Below are 17,900 nucleotides of genomic sequence, written 5' to 3' on the forward strand. Positions count from 1 at the left end.
GACAGTCGGGAGTGTCGCCTGCGGGGGCGAGGACCCAGGGCCTACAGCAGTGCCCCGGCGGCGGCGATGGCTTCCTCGCTGGCGAACCCGAAGGCGGGCAAGAGAAGTACCGTCACGACTGCCGCGACGATGATGGCCACATAGAGGCCAAGCGGATAAGAGTCGATCTCGAAGTCCTGGCTCGGTTCTTCGATCCACAGCGCCTTGACGACCCGGGCGTAGTAGAACAGGCTGAGGGCGCTGGCGATCGCCCCGACCGCCGCCAGCCACCACAAGCCCGCACCGACCGCTGCGCCAAAGAGGACGTACTTCGAGAGGAAGCCAGCCCCGACGGGCAGGCCCGCGAGGCTGAACAGGAAGATCGTCATCGCCACGGAGGCAACCGGAGCCTCCGTTGCCAGCCCGTTGTAGTCCTCGAAGGTCCGGCCGACGTCCCAGTACTCGGCGAGGCCGACGAACAGGAACGCACCCGTGTTCATGAACCCGTAGACCAGCAGGTGGAGCATGCCGGCCCCAAGCACGAGATCAGCGTTGGCTGTTGGCGTCAGGGCCGCAAGCGCGATCAGCACGTACCCGGCGTGGCCGATCGAGGAGTAAGCGAGCATTCGCTTGACCGACTCCTGGGTCGCGGCGGCGAAGTTGCCAAGGACCATCGTGACGACCGCAAGCGCCTGGAAGAGGACGAGCCAGTCGATGGTCGCCGCAACGGCTTCGATCGGGAACGCCGTCGTGAAGATCCGGAACGCCAGGATGAACCCGGCGGCCTTCGAGGCCGAGGAGATGAACGCCGAGATTGGCGTCGGCGCACCCTCGTAGGCTTCCGGCGCCCAGAAGTGGAACGGGACGCTCGCGGTCTTGAACGCGACGCCACCGGTAACCATCACGATCCCGACACCCAGGACGCCGGGTAATGCAGTCGGGTCGACCGCGGCCGCCACAGCGTCGAACTGGAGGGACCCGGTTGCGCCGTAGATCAGACTGATCCCGTAAGCGAAAATCGCCGAGGAGAGGGCACCGATCAAGAAGTACTTCAGCCCGGCCTCGACACTACCGCGGTTGTCCTTGAGGTAAGCAACCAGGGCGTAGGACGGGAGACTCGACAGTTCGAGGGCGAGGAAGGCCGTCGCGAAACTGTCGACGGCGCCCAGCAGCGTCATCCCCGTGGCTGCCAGGAAGAGCAACGAGAAGTACTCCGCCTGGTGGGGCTCGTCTCTGATGTAATCGTAACTCCCGAGCACGACCAGGGCGAGGACGCTGGCGACGATCGTCCCCAGCACCAGCGTCATCCCATCGACCATCAGCTGGCCGCCAAACAGCTCGATAGCCGGACTCTGGCCGGTTCCCGCGAGCAGGTACCAGACGTTGAACGCGAGGGCGGAAAGCGCACCGACCAGTCCCACGGCGGTCAACAGTACCGGACTCGTCGTGTCAGGTTCCGGTTCGATGCTGTCGATCAGGAACAACACGAGTGCGGTCACAGCGAGGACGAGCGCGGGTGCCAGTGCGGCCCACGTCGGCAGTTCGATCGCCGCCATCAGACACCACCCCCCAGCGTGAGGATCGGACGAACCGCATCTTGAATCATCCCGTAAAAGAGGTCAGGGGCAACCCCCAGGGCGATCACGCAGGCAAGCAACACCACCAGCGGCGCGACGTCTTCGAGCGGTGCCCGACCGAGGTCGTAGTCCGTCTCCAAGTCGAACGGACCAAAGAGCGTCCGCTGCATCGCGAGGAGCAGGTAGCCGGCGACGATGACGATGCCGAACATCGCCAGGGCGGTGAAGATCGGCGCGCCCGGCAACACGGTCGAGGGGAACGCCCCGAGGAAGATCAGCACCTCGGCGGCGAACCCGCTCATGAGGGGCAGCCCCATGTAGCCAAAGGCTGCGGCGACGAAGATGCCAACCGTCACGGGCATCCGATCGGCGAGCCCGGACATGTCACCGACCATCCGCGTGTGGGTCTGATTGTAGATGACACCGACAGTCATGAACATCAACCCGGAGATGAACCCGTGACTGACCATCTGGAAGGTCGCCCCGCCGACGCCGTGGACGGTGTAGGCGATCAGGCCCAGCAGGACGTACCCCATCGACGAGATCGACGAATAGGCGACGATCCGTTTGAGATCACGTTGTGCCAGCGCGAGCAAGGCACCGTAGATCACACTGACGACGGCGAAGATCGCGATGATCTCCGCGTTGGCTTTCGCAACATCGGGCAGCATGGTGAAGTTGAACCGCAACAGGGCATAGGTCCCCATCTTCAGGAGGACACCAGCCAGTAGCACCGACACCGGCGTCGGCGCTTCGACGTGGGCGTCGGGCAGCCAGGTGTGGAACGGCACCATCGGAACCTTGACCGCGAAGCCGGCGAACATAGCGATGAAGGCCGCACCCTTCAGTGCACCCGGGCCGAGTCCGGCCAGCCCCGAGAGAGCACCCGGTTCCTGCAGCGCCTGTGTGATCTCCGGGAGGCCAAGCGTCGTGACGCTATCGCCCAGCCCGAAGACCAGGGCGATGAAGCCGATGAACATCGCCAGGCTGGCGACGTTCGTGTAGACGAAGAACTTGATCGCGGCGTACTTCCGGCGCGGACCGCCCCAGATCGCGATCAGGAAGTACATCGGCACCAGTACGACTTCCCAGAAGACGAACCACAGGAAAAAATCCAGGGCCGCGAACACACCCAGTAGGCCCGCTTCCAGCAACAGGACGAGGGCGTAAAACTGGGATTGTCGCTCGTCGATCGGCGTCCAGGCCGAGACGATCGCTGCGGTCGTGAGGATCGTCGTCAGGATGACCAGGGGCAGGCTCACGCCGTCCAGCCCGACGTGCCACTGGAGCTGATAGCCCGCCAGGCCAAGCCATTCGATCGTGGTCTCGAAGGCAGGATTGTTTCCGAGCAGGGCGTTGCTCGCCCCCTCGAAGGCCGACCACAGGTAGAGGCTGCCTAACAGTGGGACGAGGCTAATCGCCGCGGCCAACTTCCCGGCATAGCGGTTGGGTGCGACCGCGACGACTCCGGCACCGACCAGTACGCTCACGAGGAGAGCCTCGAGCAGCATTCAGAACCACCCCCCGTAGACGCCGAGGACGACCAGAATAACGACCAGTCCCAGCGTGAGTAGGGTAGCGTAATGGGTGACGATCCCCGACTGGATGCGCCGGACGCGCTCGCTGGCAAACAGACTCACGCTGCTGGTTGCGTTGACGACCCCGTCGATGACGCTCTGATCGAACGTGTCCGCTTTCCGCGACAGCGGCAGCGTCACGTCTTCTGCGAGCCAGACCTGATATTCGTCCTGATAGTAGTTGTTCATGAGCAGCGTCTTCAGCGAGCCGAGTTTGTCGGTGTGTTCCTCGGGGCTCGGGACAGCGTACAGCCGATACGCAATCCCGGCACCCAGCAGCGCCAGTCCGAGCGAAACCGCCGCGCCCGCGAGGACGGTTCCAGTTTCACCCAGTGGGTTGGCGGCCGTGTAGCCCGCGAACTCGTGCATCAGGCCGTGGTCGCCGGTGTAGTGGTGGACGGCCGTTCCGAACGAATCGGGAGCCTTGTCCAGCCAGTCGTGTAAGAAGGTCAGATGGACGCCGGTGACCTTCTCGATCGGCGCGAGGTTGATGACGCCCGCGACGGCCGCCAGGATCCCCAGCACGGCCAGTGGAAGCTTGACGTTCCAGCGGACGCCGTGGGGATCCTCGGCCGTCTCGGTCCGGGGTTCACCGTGGAAGGTCAAAAAGACCATCCGGAAGGTGTAGAAGCCGGTGAAGGCGACGGCCAGCAGGCCCATCGCGTAGCCCGCGAGCAGGAGTGGGTTGCCGCCCAGCCCGTGGATCAGCGTCTCGTAGAGCACCTCGTCTTTCGACCAGAAGCCGGCGAAGGGGAAGATACCCGCAAGCGCCAGCGAGCCCGAGAGGAACGCGTAGTAGGTGACGGGCATCTTCTCTTTGAGCCCGCCCATGTCCCACATGTTCTCGTTGTGGTGCATGGCGATGATGACCGCGCCGGCTCCCAGGAACAGGAGTGCCTTGAAGATCGCGTGGGTGGTCAGATGGAAGACCGCAGCGACGTACCCGCCGCCACCCAGCGCGAGCATCATGTACCCGTACTGGCTGATGGTCGAATACGCCAGCACCTGCTTGAGTTCCTGTTTGACCAGGGCCATCGAGGCCGCAAACAGGGCGGTGAACCCACCGACGAGCGCGATCACGCCCAGTGCGGTCGGGGACAGCAGGTAGAACCCGTACATCCGCGCGACCAGATAGACCCCGGCGGCGACCATCGTCGCTGCGTGGATGAGCGCCGAGACGGGCGTCGGACCTTCCATCGCGTCAGGCAGCCACGTGTGCAGCGGGAACTGGGCGGACTTACCGATCACACCGCCCAACACGAGCAGGCCGAGCACCGTGAACCAGGCCTGTTCGCCCAGGCCGAAGTACGTCGTTACGCTGTGTTCGCCAGCGAGGGCCTGCTCGGCTAGGTGCGGGAAGCTCTCGGTACCGGCGAACATGCCGGTCCCGAAGGTGGCGAAGATCCCGACGGTTCCGACGAGGAAGAAGTAGTCCCCGAAGCGAGTCACGAGGAAGGCCTTTTTCGCCGCCGAGGGCGGTCCCTCCTCGCGGAACCAGAAACCGATCAGCAGGTACGAACAGAGCCCAACCAGCTCGAAGAACATGAACGCCATCAGAAGGTTGTCCGCGAGGACAAAGGCAAGCATGCTAAAGGAGAACAGGCCGAGTTCGGCGTAGTATCGCGGCAGACCGGTCTCGCCCTCGTCGTTCATGTATCCGAGTGAGAAGACGAACACCAGTAGGGCGATCAGCGAGACGATGACCAACATGAGCGCCGACAGCGGGTCGATCAAGACGCCCAGATGCAGCGTGAGCGCCTCCTGGCCCGCAAGGAACGTATAGAGGTCGGCGTTGTAGGTCTGGCCGCCCGCGACGGTCACGAGCGACCAGATCGAGAGGACGAGCGAGCCGGTCAGGGCCGTGATGCCGGCCAGGGCGCCACGTTTGGGGAGATACTTCCCACCGAACAGCGCAACCACGAACGCTGCAAGCGGTAACAGTGCGATCGCCGGCGCGAAGTCGAATGCTCCTGTCATGTTACCTCCGCATCGTCGTCGGTACCGTCACGTCGATATCTCCGAAGTTCCGGTCCAACACGAGGATGATACCCAGTCCGATCGCGACCTCGGCGGCCGCCAGGGCCATCACCAGCAGGGCAAACACCTGCCCCGTGAGATTCCCGTAGTGGAGTGAGAAAGCCACGAGATTGATGTTCGCGGCGTTGAGCATCAACTCGACGGACATCAAGAACATGAGGGCGTTCGAGCGAGCCATGACGCCGAAGACGCCAATCGCGAAGACGGCCGCCGAGAGCATCAGATAGTGGACGACACCGACCATCACTCCTCACCCCCTCGCGAAGCCGGTCCAGTACTGACCCTTCTTCGCGCCGTGCAAGTAGAATCGCCCCGTCGAGGGCGGCATCGAGCACGATCGCGATGAGGATAAACGAAACCAAGAACCCCTCGGTCACCAGCGGTGACTGCCCGGCCATATCGAACAGGGCGTAGCCGAGCCCGGCAGTGATACTCGCGCCGGCTTCGAAGCCCGCGGCCGCCGGGAACGTCGCGGTGAGAAACACTGCTGTGAGCACGGCAAACAGTGCGAGGGCGGCCACCGCGCCGACGGGATTGAGATCGCCAGCCAAGCGGGGACGGCTCACTGTCTCACCCCGCGTTGGGCTGGTTCGGCGTCGCCGTTGCTCTCCCGCATCAGCATGACGGCGAAGGTGATCAGGATGAGCACGCCGCCGACGTATACCAGGACCTGCATCGCCGCGACGAACGGTGCCTGGGTCATGACGTAGTGGACGGCGACGCTGAGTAGCGCCACGCCGAGCAACAGCGCCGAGTGCCAGACATCCCGGACGAGGACGACGCCCAGGCTGGCCCCGACGGTCGTCAGCGCAAAAAGCCCAAACGTGACTGTCTCGAGTACTCCCATGCTAGGTGCCTTTGCGCCCGCCCGCCCTTTGAAGATTTCTTTATCACGTAAAGATTCCGGCAATTTCGGCCGCCATCGGCCACGTTGGCCCGTAACGCGCCGAAATTGGGCCTTGTAGCCGGGTGGCGGCTGTCGATCAGTAATCCCCGAGAACCCCCAGACTGCGTGCCCGTCGGGTCGTCAAGACGAATCCCAGGTAGCCGAGTGCGACGTAGCCGACGGCCGTCCCCAGAAGCACCGCCAGGGCGATGGGCTCGAACTCCCAGAGCCGCACGTTGTCGGTCATCGCCTGCTGGAGCATCGTGCTTGACTGGGCCAGGGGCAGCAACGCCGCCCAGGGGATCTCGAACGCCGGCGCGGAGATCAACCCGATGAACGCAAACTGCAAGAGGGACGTGACGTTGCTGATCCGCTTGTACAACACGCCAAGACCACCCATCGCGAGGCCGATACCAAGCACCGATGCGACGCCGAGAATGGCGATCACGACGATCGTCAGAGCGTGTACGTTCAGGGCCGTCCCGGTCATCAGTAACATCACCGCGAGGACGACCGAGGACGTCAGAAACGTTCGCAACAGGACGGCAACCGCCTTGGCTGCCATCACCGGCCCGAACCCAAACGGCGTCATGTAGTGGCGTTCGAGAGTGCCCCAGCTGGCCTCCGACTGGACAGCACGCATTGCCCCCATGTAGGCCCCTTGAGAAAGCGTCCACAGGAAATAGCCCACGATCAGCCCTTCGATCGTGTCGGTCAGTGCCTGGCCCGCGATCATCTGTCCGCCATAGAACAGCAACGCGAAGAAGAACACGGTCACCACGACCCCCAGGACAGCGTTGACGGGGTAGCGAAGCCAGATCAGCAGATCCCGATAAATCACCGCCCGAATCAAGTGATAGTATCCACCGGACCGAGTGGGCGAAGGACCGTCTGTCCCCTCGCCGTCGCCGCGATTGGTAGCTGTCACGATTCCGGCCTCCCGCCCCCGACAGGCGACACCGCACCGTTCGTCCCGTGTCCGTTGCCAGTGACCTCCAGAAATACCTCGTCGAGATCGGGTTGGACCGTTTCGACACCGGCAAGCTGGACGTCTGCCGCCTCCAGTCGGTCCATTAGCCGGTAGAACGTCGCTGAATCCGCTGCGACTTCGAACGCGGTTCGGTCACCCAGCCGCTCGACGGCCGTGACATCGAAGTCCGCGCACAATGTGTCGATCGTCGTGTCTGCAATATCGCGGGCGGTAACTCGGTACCCCGTCGTTTCGAACTCCTCGAGTAGGTTCTGAACGGTATCGTCGACGATGATTCGCCCGTCGTTCATGATGATGACCCGATCACAGACGGCCTCGATGACGTCCATATCGTGGCTCGATACCAAGAGCGTCAGATCACGTTCCTCGGCGAGACGAACCAGTTCCCGCCGGATCGTCATCGAACTCTCGATGTCAAGCCCGAGGGTTGGCTCGTCGAGAAACGCGACCGAGACGTCACTCGCGAGCACGCTCGCCAGCGAGACTTTCTGTTTCATGCCCCGTGAGAGGTCCCGGACCTGTGTGTCGGCTTTCGCCTCGATCTCGAGGGCCGCAAGCAGTTCGGTGTGGCGCTCGTCTAAGGTATCGGGGTCGTGTCCCCTGATCGCGGCAAAATAGCGGAGGTTCTCTCGGACGGTCAGTCGCCAGTAGTCGTTGCGTGCACCTTCCAACATCGCGTCGACGTGCTCGTAGGCGCGCCGTGGGCGATCAGACACGTCGATGCCCTGGATCCGGACATCACCGGTGTCGGGGACGACCAGCCCCAGAATCGACTTGATCGTAGTCGTCTTTCCCGCGCCGTTCGGACCGAGTAGCCCGACCACTTCGCCGGGCTCGACCGCGAAGGACACGTCCTCGACGGCGGTGACTGCCTCCTCGCCACTGCCGAACGTTTTGGACAGTCCATCGACGGCTAAGGCAGCTCCCTCGTCGTTTTTGCCCACGTCGTCGCTCGCGCACCGACTGGACGGTGCCTCTGCTGTAGAAGCCTGCTTTGGGGGGTGTGGCGGGCGGCCCATCGATATCGTGCCGGGGTTGACAACCCGGTCACCTAAAGGTGTCTCTATGAGAGTGACCGAAGGGAGCTGTCCATCTTGGAGTTCTCGTCGCTCGCAGCACCCCGAACTCGTCGCCCCGCGTTCGGTCAGCTTGGGGTGTTATCGGACTTCCCGTTCGAAGACGAGACCGACTGTCGTGCCGCCTTGGGCAACTGTCTCGCTGAGTTGCCACCCTTCGGATGCGTACTCGTTGATGATCGCATCCAGGTCACCGATCGATTGTTTGGACGCCTCCGTTTCGTGGACGGTGTATACGTATTGTTGGTCCGACATACCCGAGACAACGGACGCCAGAGGCAAAAAGGGCGACCTGAGTCCCAACTCGATGGCGCCTTGCCGAGCACTCGACGGTTGGCTCGTTTTTCGAGCTACCGTAACCGTGACCGTCGACGCCAACGACGGTCCCGGGCCGATGGGAGTGCCAGTGCGCATTTCAGGCCCGGCCAGCAGTATGATGCATGGAGCTTTCGGTCTTCCTCGTCGTCGCCCTGGCGTTGCTGGTTGGCGGCGTCGTGGGCAGTTTCGTCCCGATGGTCCCGGCGGGCTTGCTCTCGATCGGCGGCATCGCCGTCTACTGGTGGAACACGGGCTACGTCACGCCGGGGCCGCTCGTCTTCGCCGGGTTCGTCGCCGTCGGCTTGCTGGTCGTCGTGGTCGACTATCTGGCCGGCGTGATCGCCGCGAAGGTCGGCGGCGCCTCGACGCTGAGTAGTCTGGCCGGGGGCCTCGTCGGTTTTGCGCTGTTCTTCGTGCTTGGCCCGGTCGGTATCGTGCTCGGGATCACGGCTACCGTCTTCGCGCTCGAACTCTACCGTGGGAACGCTCGCAACGAGAGTCTCCGAGCCGCCGTGTACGCACTCGTCGGAACCCTTGGCTCAAGCGTGATGCAGTTCGTGTTGACGCTATCGATGCTGGTGGCCTTTCTCGTTCTGCTCGTCGTCTGAGGGCGCGGAAAGACACCCACATGGGGCGCAACATGTATGGCGAGTAAGCCTGTAGAATCACGTATGGCAACTGACGAGGCTCCCATGGAAACGACGGTCAGCGACCGGGGGATGGTTACCATCCCGGCGGACCTCCGCCGGCGTCTCGACATCGAACCGGGCGACAAACTCCGGTGGGAGACCGATGCGGAGGGAGAGCTTTCGGTCGAAGTCGTCCAGCAGCGCTACGGCGCTTTCGACGATTTCGAGCCGGTGGCAATGGGTGGGGGCGGGTCCGAATCCCACGACATTGCCGGTCACGAAGACGATCCCGCGCTGTCGGAGACGAACTGATGGCAGTCGCAGTTATCGATACGGGTGTTCTCATCGGGATGGCAGACGCTGACGACGAACACCACGACGTTGCCATGGAGATTGTTCGTGGCATGGATCATGGCGACCTCCCAGCCGGCCGGGTGACAAACTACGTTGCACTTGAAACACTGAACTGGATACAGTCCCGGAAACGGCATGAAAAGGCCGTGGAGACGTACAAACGTTTGAATCAGTCAGCCGGATTCGAGGTGCGCCACGCTGCACAAAAGGACTTTACCAACGCTATCAAGCTCTTCGAAACTCACGCAGGACTGTCGTTCGGTGATGCGACGATCGCCGCGTACATGCAACGAGAGGGGATCGAATACCTGTACTCGTTCGACGACGACTTCGACGCGATCGAGCACATCACGCGGCTGGAAACTGCCGATGATCCGTTCGATTGATCGCCCACCACCTTTTTCTGCGTCGGGTGCGCCTCCGGCGCACCGCTCCTTGAAAATCTGGACCAAAAATAACTCGACTCCGCTTCGCTCCGTCGAGCGAAACGCGGCCTCCGGCCGCGTACGCTTTACTGATAATCGACTTCGCCTTCGCCTTCACCGACCCAGCTACCGCGATCCGGTTCCCGCGACTCCAGCGGATCGATGTCCTTGTACCAGGGAACGTTCTTGAGTTGCTCCTTGTTGTAGGCCAGATCGTCCTTGGTGTCGCCGGTGAACTCGAAGTTCTGGGTCAGGACGATGGCATCGGTCGGACAGACTTCCTCACAGAGCCGACAGTAGATACACTGGCCGACGTGGAGGTTGTACTGCTCGCCGTTGCGCTGGTCGTCCATGACGATCTGGATGGTATCGTTCGGACAGACGTTCTCACACTGGCGACACCAGATACACCGCTCTTGGCTGTACTTGTGGACGCCCCGGAAGCGCGGACTCACTTCGGGGGCCTCCTCGGGATACTTCACGGTGAAGGTCTTGCCGTCCAGTGCGTGTTTCATCGTCGTCGCCATGCCTTTGAGAATGCCAATCATTGGAATCTCCCTCCGAGTAGGGTCGGGACAGTCATCAGGCGATCACCCCGACGATGGCCGCCGTCAACAGCAGATTCGCCAGCGAGAGCACGAGCATCCCTTTCCAGCCGATCTCGATCAACTGGTCGATGCGCACCCGCGGGAGTGCCGAGCGTGCCCACTGGGTGAGCAGGAACACGCCCCAGATCTTGATCAAGAACCAGACGATCCCCGGGAGGACCGGCCCAGCCGGGCCGCCCAGGAACAGCGTGGCGATGATCGCCCCGCCGAGGAAAATGTGAATGAACTCCCCGAGATAGAACAGGACGAAGTAGACGCTCGAATATTCGGTCTGGTAGCCGGCGACGATCTCGGTCGGTGCCTCGGGGATGTCGAAAGGATTGCGACCGACTTCCGCGAGATTGGCCATCAGGAACAACGCGAACGCGAAGGGATTGACGAACGCGAACCACTGTGGGATCGAAATCCCCGCGATCGTGACGAGGGTCGCCTGCTGGGCTCCAACGATCGTCCCCGGAGCGTTGACGTTCCCCAACTGGAGCGTTCCAGCGAAGATGACGACCGACGCGCCCGTCAGCACGAGCGGGATCTCGTAGGCGATATTCTGTGCGACGGCCCGCAGGCCGCCCAGAAACGAGTACTTGTTGTTCGAAGCGTAGCCGGCCATCAGAAGGCCAAGCGTTGCGATCGAGGCGACGGCAAAGACGTACGCAAGCCCGATCTCGGGATCGGCCAGCTGGATGCCACTCCCCATGGGAATGACCGCGAACCCGAGCAGTGCCGAGCCGGCCAGAATGATCGGGGCGAAGTCGTAGGCCGGTCGGTCGACCTTCTCGGGAATGATCAATTCCTTCGAGAGCAGTCGCACCGCGTCGACGACGATCGTCCCGATCCCCGCCGGCCCGATCCGGTTGACCGAAACCCGATCGGTGAACGAAGCGGTGATCTTTCGCTTTGCCCACGGGCCGGCCAGTGCCGTGTTCAACAGGACGAACGTCCCGATGAGTCCGGCAGCCAGGAAGGCGACGACAAAGACGGCCAACGGCCCGGCCCCCTCCAGGCCAAGCACGCTCAACAGACGGTCGGTCAGCGTGATCGTCTGCAACGGGATCATCGATCGACCTCCCCCAACACGATGTCGAGACTGCCAAGCGAGGCGACCATGTCGGGGATGTACTCACCCTCGGACATGACCGGCAGCGTCTGGAGGTTCGAAAAGCAGGGGCTGCGGATCTTGAACCGGGCGGGCTTGTCTGTCCCGTCACTGCGGATGTAGATGCCCAGCTCACCTTTCGCCCCTTCGACGGCCCGGTAGATCTCCGTATCGGGGTCCGGGCGCAGGGTGCGGGGGACGTTCGACTGGATCTCGCGGTCGTCTTCGGGCCAGTCTTCGAGGAGGTCGGCACACTGCTTGATGATCTTCGCCGACTCCTCGACTTCTTGCATCCGAACGAGAACGCGAGAATAGTTGTCACAGCCGTCCTCGGTGACGACGTCCCAGTCGAGTTCGTCGTAGTAGCCGTAGGGATCGTCCCGCCGGAGATCGTAGTCGATCCCCGAGCCGCGGGCGACCGGCCCAGTCGCACCGTAGTTCTTTGCAGTCTCGGGCGAGAGAGAGCCCGTATCCACACAGCGCAACTGGAAAATCTCGTTGCCCGTGATGAGGTTGTGATACTCGTCGAGTCGATCCGGAATCTCATCGAGGAAGTCCCGGACCTTTTCGAGGTACTCGTCGCGCGGTTCGGGGAGGTCCCAGGCGACCCCGCCCAGCCGGAAGTAGTTGAACATGAGCCGCTGACCAGTCAGGTCCTCTAAGAGGTTCTGGACGACTTCCCGATCGCGGACGGCGTACATGAAGATAGCCGTAAAGTCCCCGTAGACGTCCAGGCCGAAGGTCCCAACCGCGAGCAAGTGGGCGGCGATCCGCGTCAACTCCGCGCTCATCGTCCGCAGGACTTGCGCATATTCGGGGACGTCGATGTCCGCTAAGTCTTCGGCGGCCCGCGCGTAGGCCCACTCGTTGAGCAACCCGCCCGGCGTGTAGTCCCACCGGTCGGGGTAGGGCATGATCTGGTGGCGATAGGTGCCCTGTTGGCACATCTGCTCTTCGCTGCGATGGAGATACCCGATGTCGGGGTCCAGATCGACGATCTGCTCGCCGTCCAGCACCGTCTTGACGTGGAGGACGCCGTGTGTCGCGGGGTGGTGTGGCCCGACGTTGACGAACATCGTGTCCGAATCGTCGCTTGCGCGGTGGTCCTCTTGCAGTGGATTGGCGTGTTCGCGTAGCGAGACGATCTGGGGTTGCGTCTGGTCGTACCGCTCGGAGAGCGGGTGGCCCTGCCAGGTCTCGGGCAGGAGAATCCGTCGCAGGTCGGGGTGGCCTTCGTAGTGGATGCCGACGAGATCGTAGGCCTCCCGCTCGTGCCAGTCGGCCGTCTCGTAGACGCCCGCCGCCGACTGGCTGACCGGTTCGTCCTTGCTCGTCGGGACGACGACACTCAGCTCTTGGGTCGGATCGTCGTACTTCTTGAGGTGATAGATCGACTCGAAGCGATCGTCGTACTCCTGGGCCGTGACCGCCGAACAGTGATCGAAGCCGGCCTCCTCTTTCAGCGTCGAGAGGACGTCGACGACTTCGTCGGGCCGAATGACGAAGCCCTCGGCGTTGACGTGCTCTTCGCGATCGAGGACGTGGCCCTCGAGCAGTGCTTCGAGTGCGTCGTAGTCCAACCCGTCTTCGGTCACGCCGACGTCTGGCTCCGTTGGTGATCGTTCCTGGAGGCTCATTGCGCATCAGCCCAGTTGAACCGCATCACGAGGTCTTCCTCGTCGATCTGGTCGGCGAGGTGATCGACGAGTTCGTCACGTTCCAGATCACCGAACTCTTCGAGTTCGTACGGTTTGACGACCACCGGGGACGATTCGCCGTTGGCGATGCGTTCTTGCAGTTTCGCGACGCCATAGACCAGCGCTTCGGGCCGTGGTGGACAGCCGGGAACGTGGATGTCGATCGGGATGACCTCCTCGGCACCCTTCACGACGTTGTAGCCCTCTTGGAAGGGGCCCCCGGAGATCGTACACGAGCCCATGCCGATGACGAACTTGGGCTCTGGCACCTGGTCGTAGACGCGTTTCATCCGCGGGGCGAACTTCGAGACGATGGTCCCGGGGACGATCATCACGTCGGCCTGGCGCGGGGAGGCCCGCGGGACCCCCGCGTGGAAGCGATCGAGGTCGTGTTTGACGGCGTAGGTATGCATCATCTCGATCGAACAGCAGGCGATCCCGAACTGGAGCATGAACATCGACGAGCCCCGCACCCAGTTCATGAACTGGTCGAACTTCGTGAGGATGAACGGCGAGGAGCCAAAGGCTTCCCGCAGTCGGGAGTTGAAGCGGTCGTCGACGCCCTCGCCCATCCGGGCCTCACGCGTCGTTTTTAGGTCGGTACTCTCGGCCGGCGGTGTGTTGTCGCTGCTCATAACTCACTCGGTCAGTTCCTGTTGTGCGCGCGGACTCTGCACCCACCGGACGGCGCCGTTGCGCCACGCCCAGGCGAGGCCGACACCCAAGATCCCGATGAACAAGACCATCGGCAGCAGGGCCGGCCCGAGGCCGACGGCGTCGACGGCGTCCCCGTAGATAACTGTCCAGGGAAGATGAGGACGGTCTCGATATCGAAGACGACGAACAGCAACGCGACCATGTAATACTGGATATTGAACCGGATCCGGGTATTGCCGGTCGGCACTTCGCCGCTCTCGTAGATGGCTCGCTTGCTGTCTTCGGGCACGCTCGGACGCAGCAGGGCCGAGACACTCATCATGCCGAGCGGGATCAACACCCCTACCAGCGCCAAGGCACCGATTGCGATCCAGGGATTGCTCATTCGGTCTCTCTGGATCGGCTTGGGAGCGGTCCCACATAAGGGTTCAGTGTTTTACCCGGAAACGTGCCCAATAGCGGCCGATGTTGCCGTTTTCCGGAGTTTCGGCTGAACAGCCTGTGGCAACCCGACGAGATACCGGTCTGGATGCATTCGACGCTATCGGTCGCTTGGCCGCGAACACATCCGATACGCCGGTGCGTGGCTGGGATCGGGCTCGTTGTTACTGGTCTCTGAACGCGGTCGTCCCGCGTTCGTGCAGGTCTCGCGAGACCTCGCCAACCGCCTGTTGGAGACCATCGTGATAGTCGAGGAGTCGCTCCCGCAGTTCTGGGTGCTTTCGGGCGAGCAGTTGGACGGCCGACAGCGCGGCGTTGAAGGACTTGCCCGCGTCGACGGCGACGAGTGGCGCACCTTGTGGCATCCCGATCACCGAGTCGACGGACTTCTCCTGGACTGGCACGCCGATCACCGGAAGGGGATAGGCGATCGAGGCGGTCATGTTCGGTAAGTCTGCGCTCTTGCCCCCTGCGCCGGCGATGATCACGTCGAGCCCGCGATCCTCGGCCGTCTCGGCGTAGGTATACATCAATTCGGGTGTCCGATGGGCGGAGACGACGAACGTCTCGAAGGTGAACTGCGACTCGGGTGGGGCCTCGTAGTCTGTCTGCTCCTCGAATCCGAGTTGTTCGGTCAGGACGTCGTAGGCACCCGGACGGCCGGTTTCCGAGCCAGCCATCACGTCCAGGTCCGAGTCCGATCCCATAATGATCCCGATGTCGGGGGTTTCGGCGGCTGGCCGGTCCATTTGAGCCTGTGCTTCGAGTCGGTCGATCAGCGACTGGACGCTCTGGGCGGTCGTCATGGCTGGCTGTGCTCGTGGGGGTGGCCTAACTTTGTCGGGTTGGAGTGTCCGCTGACCCGTCGAGGGTGTCCTCCGATTTCAGAGGTCGTGGCTCCGGAACCAGCGCTGACCGATAGCCAAGAGGACGGCTGTGCCGATCAGGAGGAGTGTCGCCCCGGCGATGTCGTACGTTCCGTGGATGAGGACTCCCTGGGGGTCGAAGTACCGCATCGGCGAGATCGCGCCGACCCACGCGAGGTCGGTCGTCGCAATCACTGACTCGCCGAGCCACCCGAGAAAGACGACGCCGAGTGCGAGGCGACCCGCCGTCCGACCACGACGGACGACGATACCCACGAGGAGCCCGAACGCACTCCAAAAGAGGAGGTACGGAACCGAGAGGGCGTGGACGACCGCGAGATCCACGATCGACAGCGACTGCCCCGCGGCGAGGGCCATCACGGACAGGACAGCCGGGACCACGACGTTGAGGACGACGATCGGCACCAGCAGCGCCAGGAACTTCCCACCCAGGACGCTCCGCCGGGCGACAGGAGCGGCAAGTAGCGTGTCCATGCGTCCCTCGCCGAGATCGCCGGCGACCGTCCCGGCAGCCGTGTATGCCAGATAGCCACCGAGCCCGACGATCCAGCCCAGGGTGTAAAACTCGCTGGCCAGCAGGCCCTCGATCGACGCGAGACTCTCGAAGCCGAACAACTCGTTCACGACTGCGGGCATCGCGTCCAGCATCTCCGAGAAGCCGGCGTCGATCATCTGCGGGCCGACCCATATATACAGCGCTCCGAAGAGCGAGAACAGCACCGCGAGGACGACTGTCACCGGCAAGCGGTTGCGCCCCTCGAAGCGAGCGACCTGGCTGAGCGGACTCGACTCGACTGGTGTGTTTGTATCCCTGGCGTCGGCCACCGTCTTCATTGGACGTCCACCTCCCCGAACAGCCAGCCACTCCCGCCCAGCAGGACGATTGCAGCGACGAGGAGAATTCCAGCGCCGACTGGATCGTAGACGCTCTCGGTGAGAATGGCCAGTGGATCGTAGTAGCGCATGGGAGCAATCGCCCCCAGCCAGGACACGTCCGTCCCCGAGACGAGCAGTTCGAGGAGGAAGGTTCCGATGATGGTCCCGGCCGCGACGCCTTCCGCGATGCGCCGTCGGGGGGCCACCACGGAGACGCCCATACCGAACGCGCCACAGGCGAGCAAGTACGGAACCGAGAGGGCGTGGACGGCCGCGAGATCGACGAGCGGGATCGTCTCCTCGATCACCAGCGTCGCGCCGTAGACCCCGACGAAGACGGCGACGTTCACGACCACGATCGGTGTGAGCAAGGCGAGGTACCGTTCGACGAGCAAACGCGCCCGCGAGACCGGAGCCGCAAGCAGGGTGTCCATCCGCCCGTTCTCGACGTCGCCAGCGATGGTGCCCCCGGCGAGGTACGAAAGATAGGCACCCAGGCCGAGCAGCCAGACGTACTCGTAGAGTTCGATCGCGATGAATCCCTCCAGGGTCCCCATGTGCTCGAGCCCCATCTGCTCGACCATGGCGGCGGGCAACTGCTCGAACAGCGTCTCCAGATCCACGTCGCCGAGGATTCCGGGCGCGATGAGCGTCATCATCCCGCCAAAGGCCGCGATGCTGGCCCCGATGACGACCGAACTGGGCGCCAGTCGTTCCGCCTCGAAGCGCGTCGTCTCAAACATCGGCCTCCTCCGATCGCTCGGCCATCCTCCCCCCGGTTTCGTCGTCTTCGTCCGCGACGTCTCGTCTCGTCCCGTTTTCGACGGCTTCGACACGCTCGCTGGGATCCTCGCCGTAGAACCGCATGAACACGTCTTCGAGCGGTGCCTCTTCGATACTCAAATCGCGGATGTCGTATTCGAGCAGGCGGTCTAGCAGCGGCTCGTAGGCCCCGGTGTAGGTGAACGAGATGCTCGTCGCGTGATCAGATCCGGCAGCCGCCTCGGCCTGCTCGTCCGGACTGTCGGCGGCCCCGTCGCCGCTGACCTCGACGTCGTGGACGCCCTCGATCCCGATCGCCGCGGGGTCGACGTCGCCGCCGAGGCGTGCCCGGACGGTCTTGCCGCTGCGGTCGATCAGTGACTCGACGTCTTCGAGTTCGATAAGCCGACCATCCCGAATGATCGCGATCCGATCACACACCTTCCGGACCTCACTCAGGATGTGCGAAGAGAACAAGAAGGTCTTGCCTCGCTGTTGCTCGCTGCGGATGAATTCGAGTAACTCCTCCTGTTTCAGCGGGTCCAGCCCCGATGTGGGTTCGTCCATGATCAGCAGGTCGGGATCGTGCATGAACGCCAGGACGATCGCGAGCATCTGCTTGTTCCCGCGGGAGTACTCTCTGACCTTCCGGTCGAGAGGTGGATCGAACAGATCGAGCATCTCGTCGCTGCGGACGTCACCCCGCAACGCGCCGTGGTAGGCCAGCAGTCGCCGGCCAGTGACGTTCTCGTTGAAACTGGGTTCGGCCGGGAGATAGCCGATATCGGCCCGGACCGCCCGGAGCGCTTGGGCATCCCGGATGTCCGCACCGAGGATCGTCGCCGTCCCATCAGTGGGGGACTGAAAACCCATCAGCGTCCGGATCGTCGTCGTCTTGCCGGCCCCGTTCGGGCCGAGGAAGCCGAACACTTCCCCCTCCGCGACGTCGAAGGAGAGGGCTTCGACACCTCGCACGTCCCCGTAGTACTTCGTGAGCCCATCGGTTCGGATCGCCGGCATACTGAATCCC

Annotated in this window: 19 protein-coding genes and 1 pseudogene; 3 read left to right on the plus strand and 17 right to left on the minus strand. The window is 63.2% G+C overall.

What is annotated here, in order from left to right; translation table 11 throughout:
* Positions 1–41: 41 nt before the first annotated feature.
* From Hrd1104_RS09535 to Hrd1104_RS09570, 8 genes are all read right to left on the minus strand, one after another.
* Positions 42–1,535 carry an NADH-quinone oxidoreductase subunit N gene (locus Hrd1104_RS09535; RefSeq protein ID WP_154552543.1) on the minus strand — a complete coding sequence of 498 codons (1,494 nt, stop codon included), beginning with the start codon at positions 1,533–1,535 and terminating at the stop codon, positions 42–44.
* Complete coding sequence (locus tag Hrd1104_RS09540) at positions 1,535–3,067, minus strand: NuoM family protein (RefSeq protein ID WP_154552544.1); 1,533 nt, start codon at positions 3,065–3,067, stop codon at positions 1,535–1,537. Before Hrd1104_RS09540 ends, Hrd1104_RS09535 begins: the two co-directional genes overlap by 1 nt.
* Positions 3,068–5,110: an NADH-quinone oxidoreductase subunit L gene (gene nuoL / locus Hrd1104_RS09545; protein WP_154552545.1), complete on the minus strand. Its 2,043-nt coding sequence runs from the start codon at positions 5,108–5,110 to the stop codon at positions 3,068–3,070.
* 1 nt (position 5,111) lies between these two features.
* The gene (nuoK, locus tag Hrd1104_RS09550; protein WP_199268318.1) at positions 5,112–5,414 is read right to left on the minus strand and encodes an NADH-quinone oxidoreductase subunit NuoK; all 303 of its coding nucleotides are present in this window, start codon (positions 5,412–5,414) and stop codon (positions 5,112–5,114) included.
* Positions 5,415–5,732: 318 nt separating this feature from the next.
* A complete protein-coding gene (locus Hrd1104_RS09555) occupies positions 5,733–6,017 on the minus strand; it encodes an NADH-quinone oxidoreductase subunit J (RefSeq protein WP_154552547.1) in 285 nt (94 codons plus the stop codon).
* Positions 6,018–6,153: 136 nt separating this feature from the next.
* Positions 6,154–6,984, minus strand: a complete 831-nt coding sequence (locus tag Hrd1104_RS09560; protein WP_154552548.1) for an ABC transporter permease — start codon at positions 6,982–6,984, stop codon at positions 6,154–6,156.
* Complete coding sequence (locus tag Hrd1104_RS09565; RefSeq protein WP_154552549.1) at positions 6,981–8,066, minus strand: ABC transporter ATP-binding protein; 1,086 nt, start codon at positions 8,064–8,066, stop codon at positions 6,981–6,983. Before Hrd1104_RS09565 ends, Hrd1104_RS09560 begins: the two co-directional genes overlap by 4 nt.
* A gap of 138 nt (positions 8,067–8,204) precedes the next feature.
* Positions 8,205–8,378: a DUF4177 domain-containing protein gene (locus tag Hrd1104_RS09570; RefSeq protein ID WP_154552550.1), complete on the minus strand. Its 174-nt coding sequence runs from the start codon at positions 8,376–8,378 to the stop codon at positions 8,205–8,207.
* A 185-nt stretch (positions 8,379–8,563) separates the two neighbouring features.
* On the opposite strand from Hrd1104_RS09570, the gene Hrd1104_RS09575 reads away from it, so the two are divergent.
* The 3 genes from Hrd1104_RS09575 (at position 8,564) to Hrd1104_RS09585 (ending at position 9,810) form a co-directional block, all read left to right on the plus strand.
* A complete protein-coding gene (locus Hrd1104_RS09575; protein ID WP_154552551.1) occupies positions 8,564–9,049 on the plus strand; it encodes a DUF456 domain-containing protein in 486 nt (161 codons plus the stop codon).
* A gap of 63 nt (positions 9,050–9,112) precedes the next feature.
* The gene (locus Hrd1104_RS09580; protein ID WP_154552552.1) at positions 9,113–9,382 is read left to right on the plus strand and encodes an AbrB/MazE/SpoVT family DNA-binding domain-containing protein; all 270 of its coding nucleotides are present in this window, start codon (positions 9,113–9,115) and stop codon (positions 9,380–9,382) included.
* The gene (locus Hrd1104_RS09585; protein WP_154552553.1) at positions 9,382–9,810 is read left to right on the plus strand and encodes a type II toxin-antitoxin system VapC family toxin; all 429 of its coding nucleotides are present in this window, start codon (positions 9,382–9,384) and stop codon (positions 9,808–9,810) included. The genes Hrd1104_RS09580 and Hrd1104_RS09585 overlap by 1 nt, the downstream gene beginning before the upstream one ends.
* 125 nt (positions 9,811–9,935) lie before the next feature.
* Here Hrd1104_RS09585 and Hrd1104_RS09590 read toward each other — a convergent pair whose 3' ends face one another.
* The 9 genes and pseudogenes from Hrd1104_RS09590 to Hrd1104_RS09630 all read right to left on the minus strand — a co-directional run bounded on the left by Hrd1104_RS09590 (position 9,936) and on the right by Hrd1104_RS09630 (position 17,890).
* Positions 9,936–10,397 carry an NADH-quinone oxidoreductase subunit I gene (locus Hrd1104_RS09590; protein ID WP_154552554.1) on the minus strand — a complete coding sequence of 154 codons (462 nt, stop codon included), beginning with the start codon at positions 10,395–10,397 and terminating at the stop codon, positions 9,936–9,938.
* Between the two features lie 34 nt (positions 10,398–10,431).
* A complete protein-coding gene (locus Hrd1104_RS09595) occupies positions 10,432–11,511 on the minus strand; it encodes a complex I subunit 1 family protein (protein ID WP_154552555.1) in 1,080 nt (359 codons plus the stop codon).
* On the minus strand, positions 11,508–13,187 hold the full coding sequence (locus Hrd1104_RS09600; RefSeq protein ID WP_154552556.1) for an NADH-quinone oxidoreductase subunit D: 1,680 nt from the start codon (positions 13,185–13,187) through the stop codon (positions 11,508–11,510). The genes Hrd1104_RS09595 and Hrd1104_RS09600 overlap by 4 nt, the downstream gene beginning before the upstream one ends.
* Positions 13,184–13,882: an NADH-quinone oxidoreductase subunit B gene (locus Hrd1104_RS09605; RefSeq protein WP_154552557.1), complete on the minus strand. Its 699-nt coding sequence runs from the start codon at positions 13,880–13,882 to the stop codon at positions 13,184–13,186. Before Hrd1104_RS09605 ends, Hrd1104_RS09600 begins: the two co-directional genes overlap by 4 nt.
* 3 nt (positions 13,883–13,885) lie before the next feature.
* A pseudogene (locus Hrd1104_RS09610) lies at positions 13,886–14,289 on the minus strand (NADH-quinone oxidoreductase subunit A).
* 220 nt (positions 14,290–14,509) lie between these two features.
* Positions 14,510–15,151 carry an AIR carboxylase family protein gene (locus Hrd1104_RS09615; protein ID WP_154552558.1) on the minus strand — a complete coding sequence of 214 codons (642 nt, stop codon included), beginning with the start codon at positions 15,149–15,151 and terminating at the stop codon, positions 14,510–14,512.
* A 78-nt stretch (positions 15,152–15,229) separates the two neighbouring features.
* Positions 15,230–16,066 (minus strand): ABC transporter permease subunit, encoded by an 837-nt coding sequence (locus Hrd1104_RS09620; RefSeq protein WP_154552559.1) that lies wholly within the window; start codon positions 16,064–16,066, stop codon positions 15,230–15,232.
* Positions 16,063–16,851: an ABC transporter permease subunit gene (locus Hrd1104_RS09625; RefSeq protein ID WP_154552560.1), complete on the minus strand. Its 789-nt coding sequence runs from the start codon at positions 16,849–16,851 to the stop codon at positions 16,063–16,065. The genes Hrd1104_RS09620 and Hrd1104_RS09625 overlap by 4 nt, the downstream gene beginning before the upstream one ends.
* The gene (locus Hrd1104_RS09630) at positions 16,844–17,890 is read right to left on the minus strand and encodes an ABC transporter ATP-binding protein (RefSeq protein WP_154552561.1); all 1,047 of its coding nucleotides are present in this window, start codon (positions 17,888–17,890) and stop codon (positions 16,844–16,846) included. The genes Hrd1104_RS09625 and Hrd1104_RS09630 overlap by 8 nt, the downstream gene beginning before the upstream one ends.
* Positions 17,891–17,900 lie beyond the last annotated feature (10 nt).

The organism is Halorhabdus sp. CBA1104, assembly GCF_009690625.1.
Classification (GTDB): domain Archaea; phylum Halobacteriota; class Halobacteria; order Halobacteriales; family Haloarculaceae; genus Halorhabdus.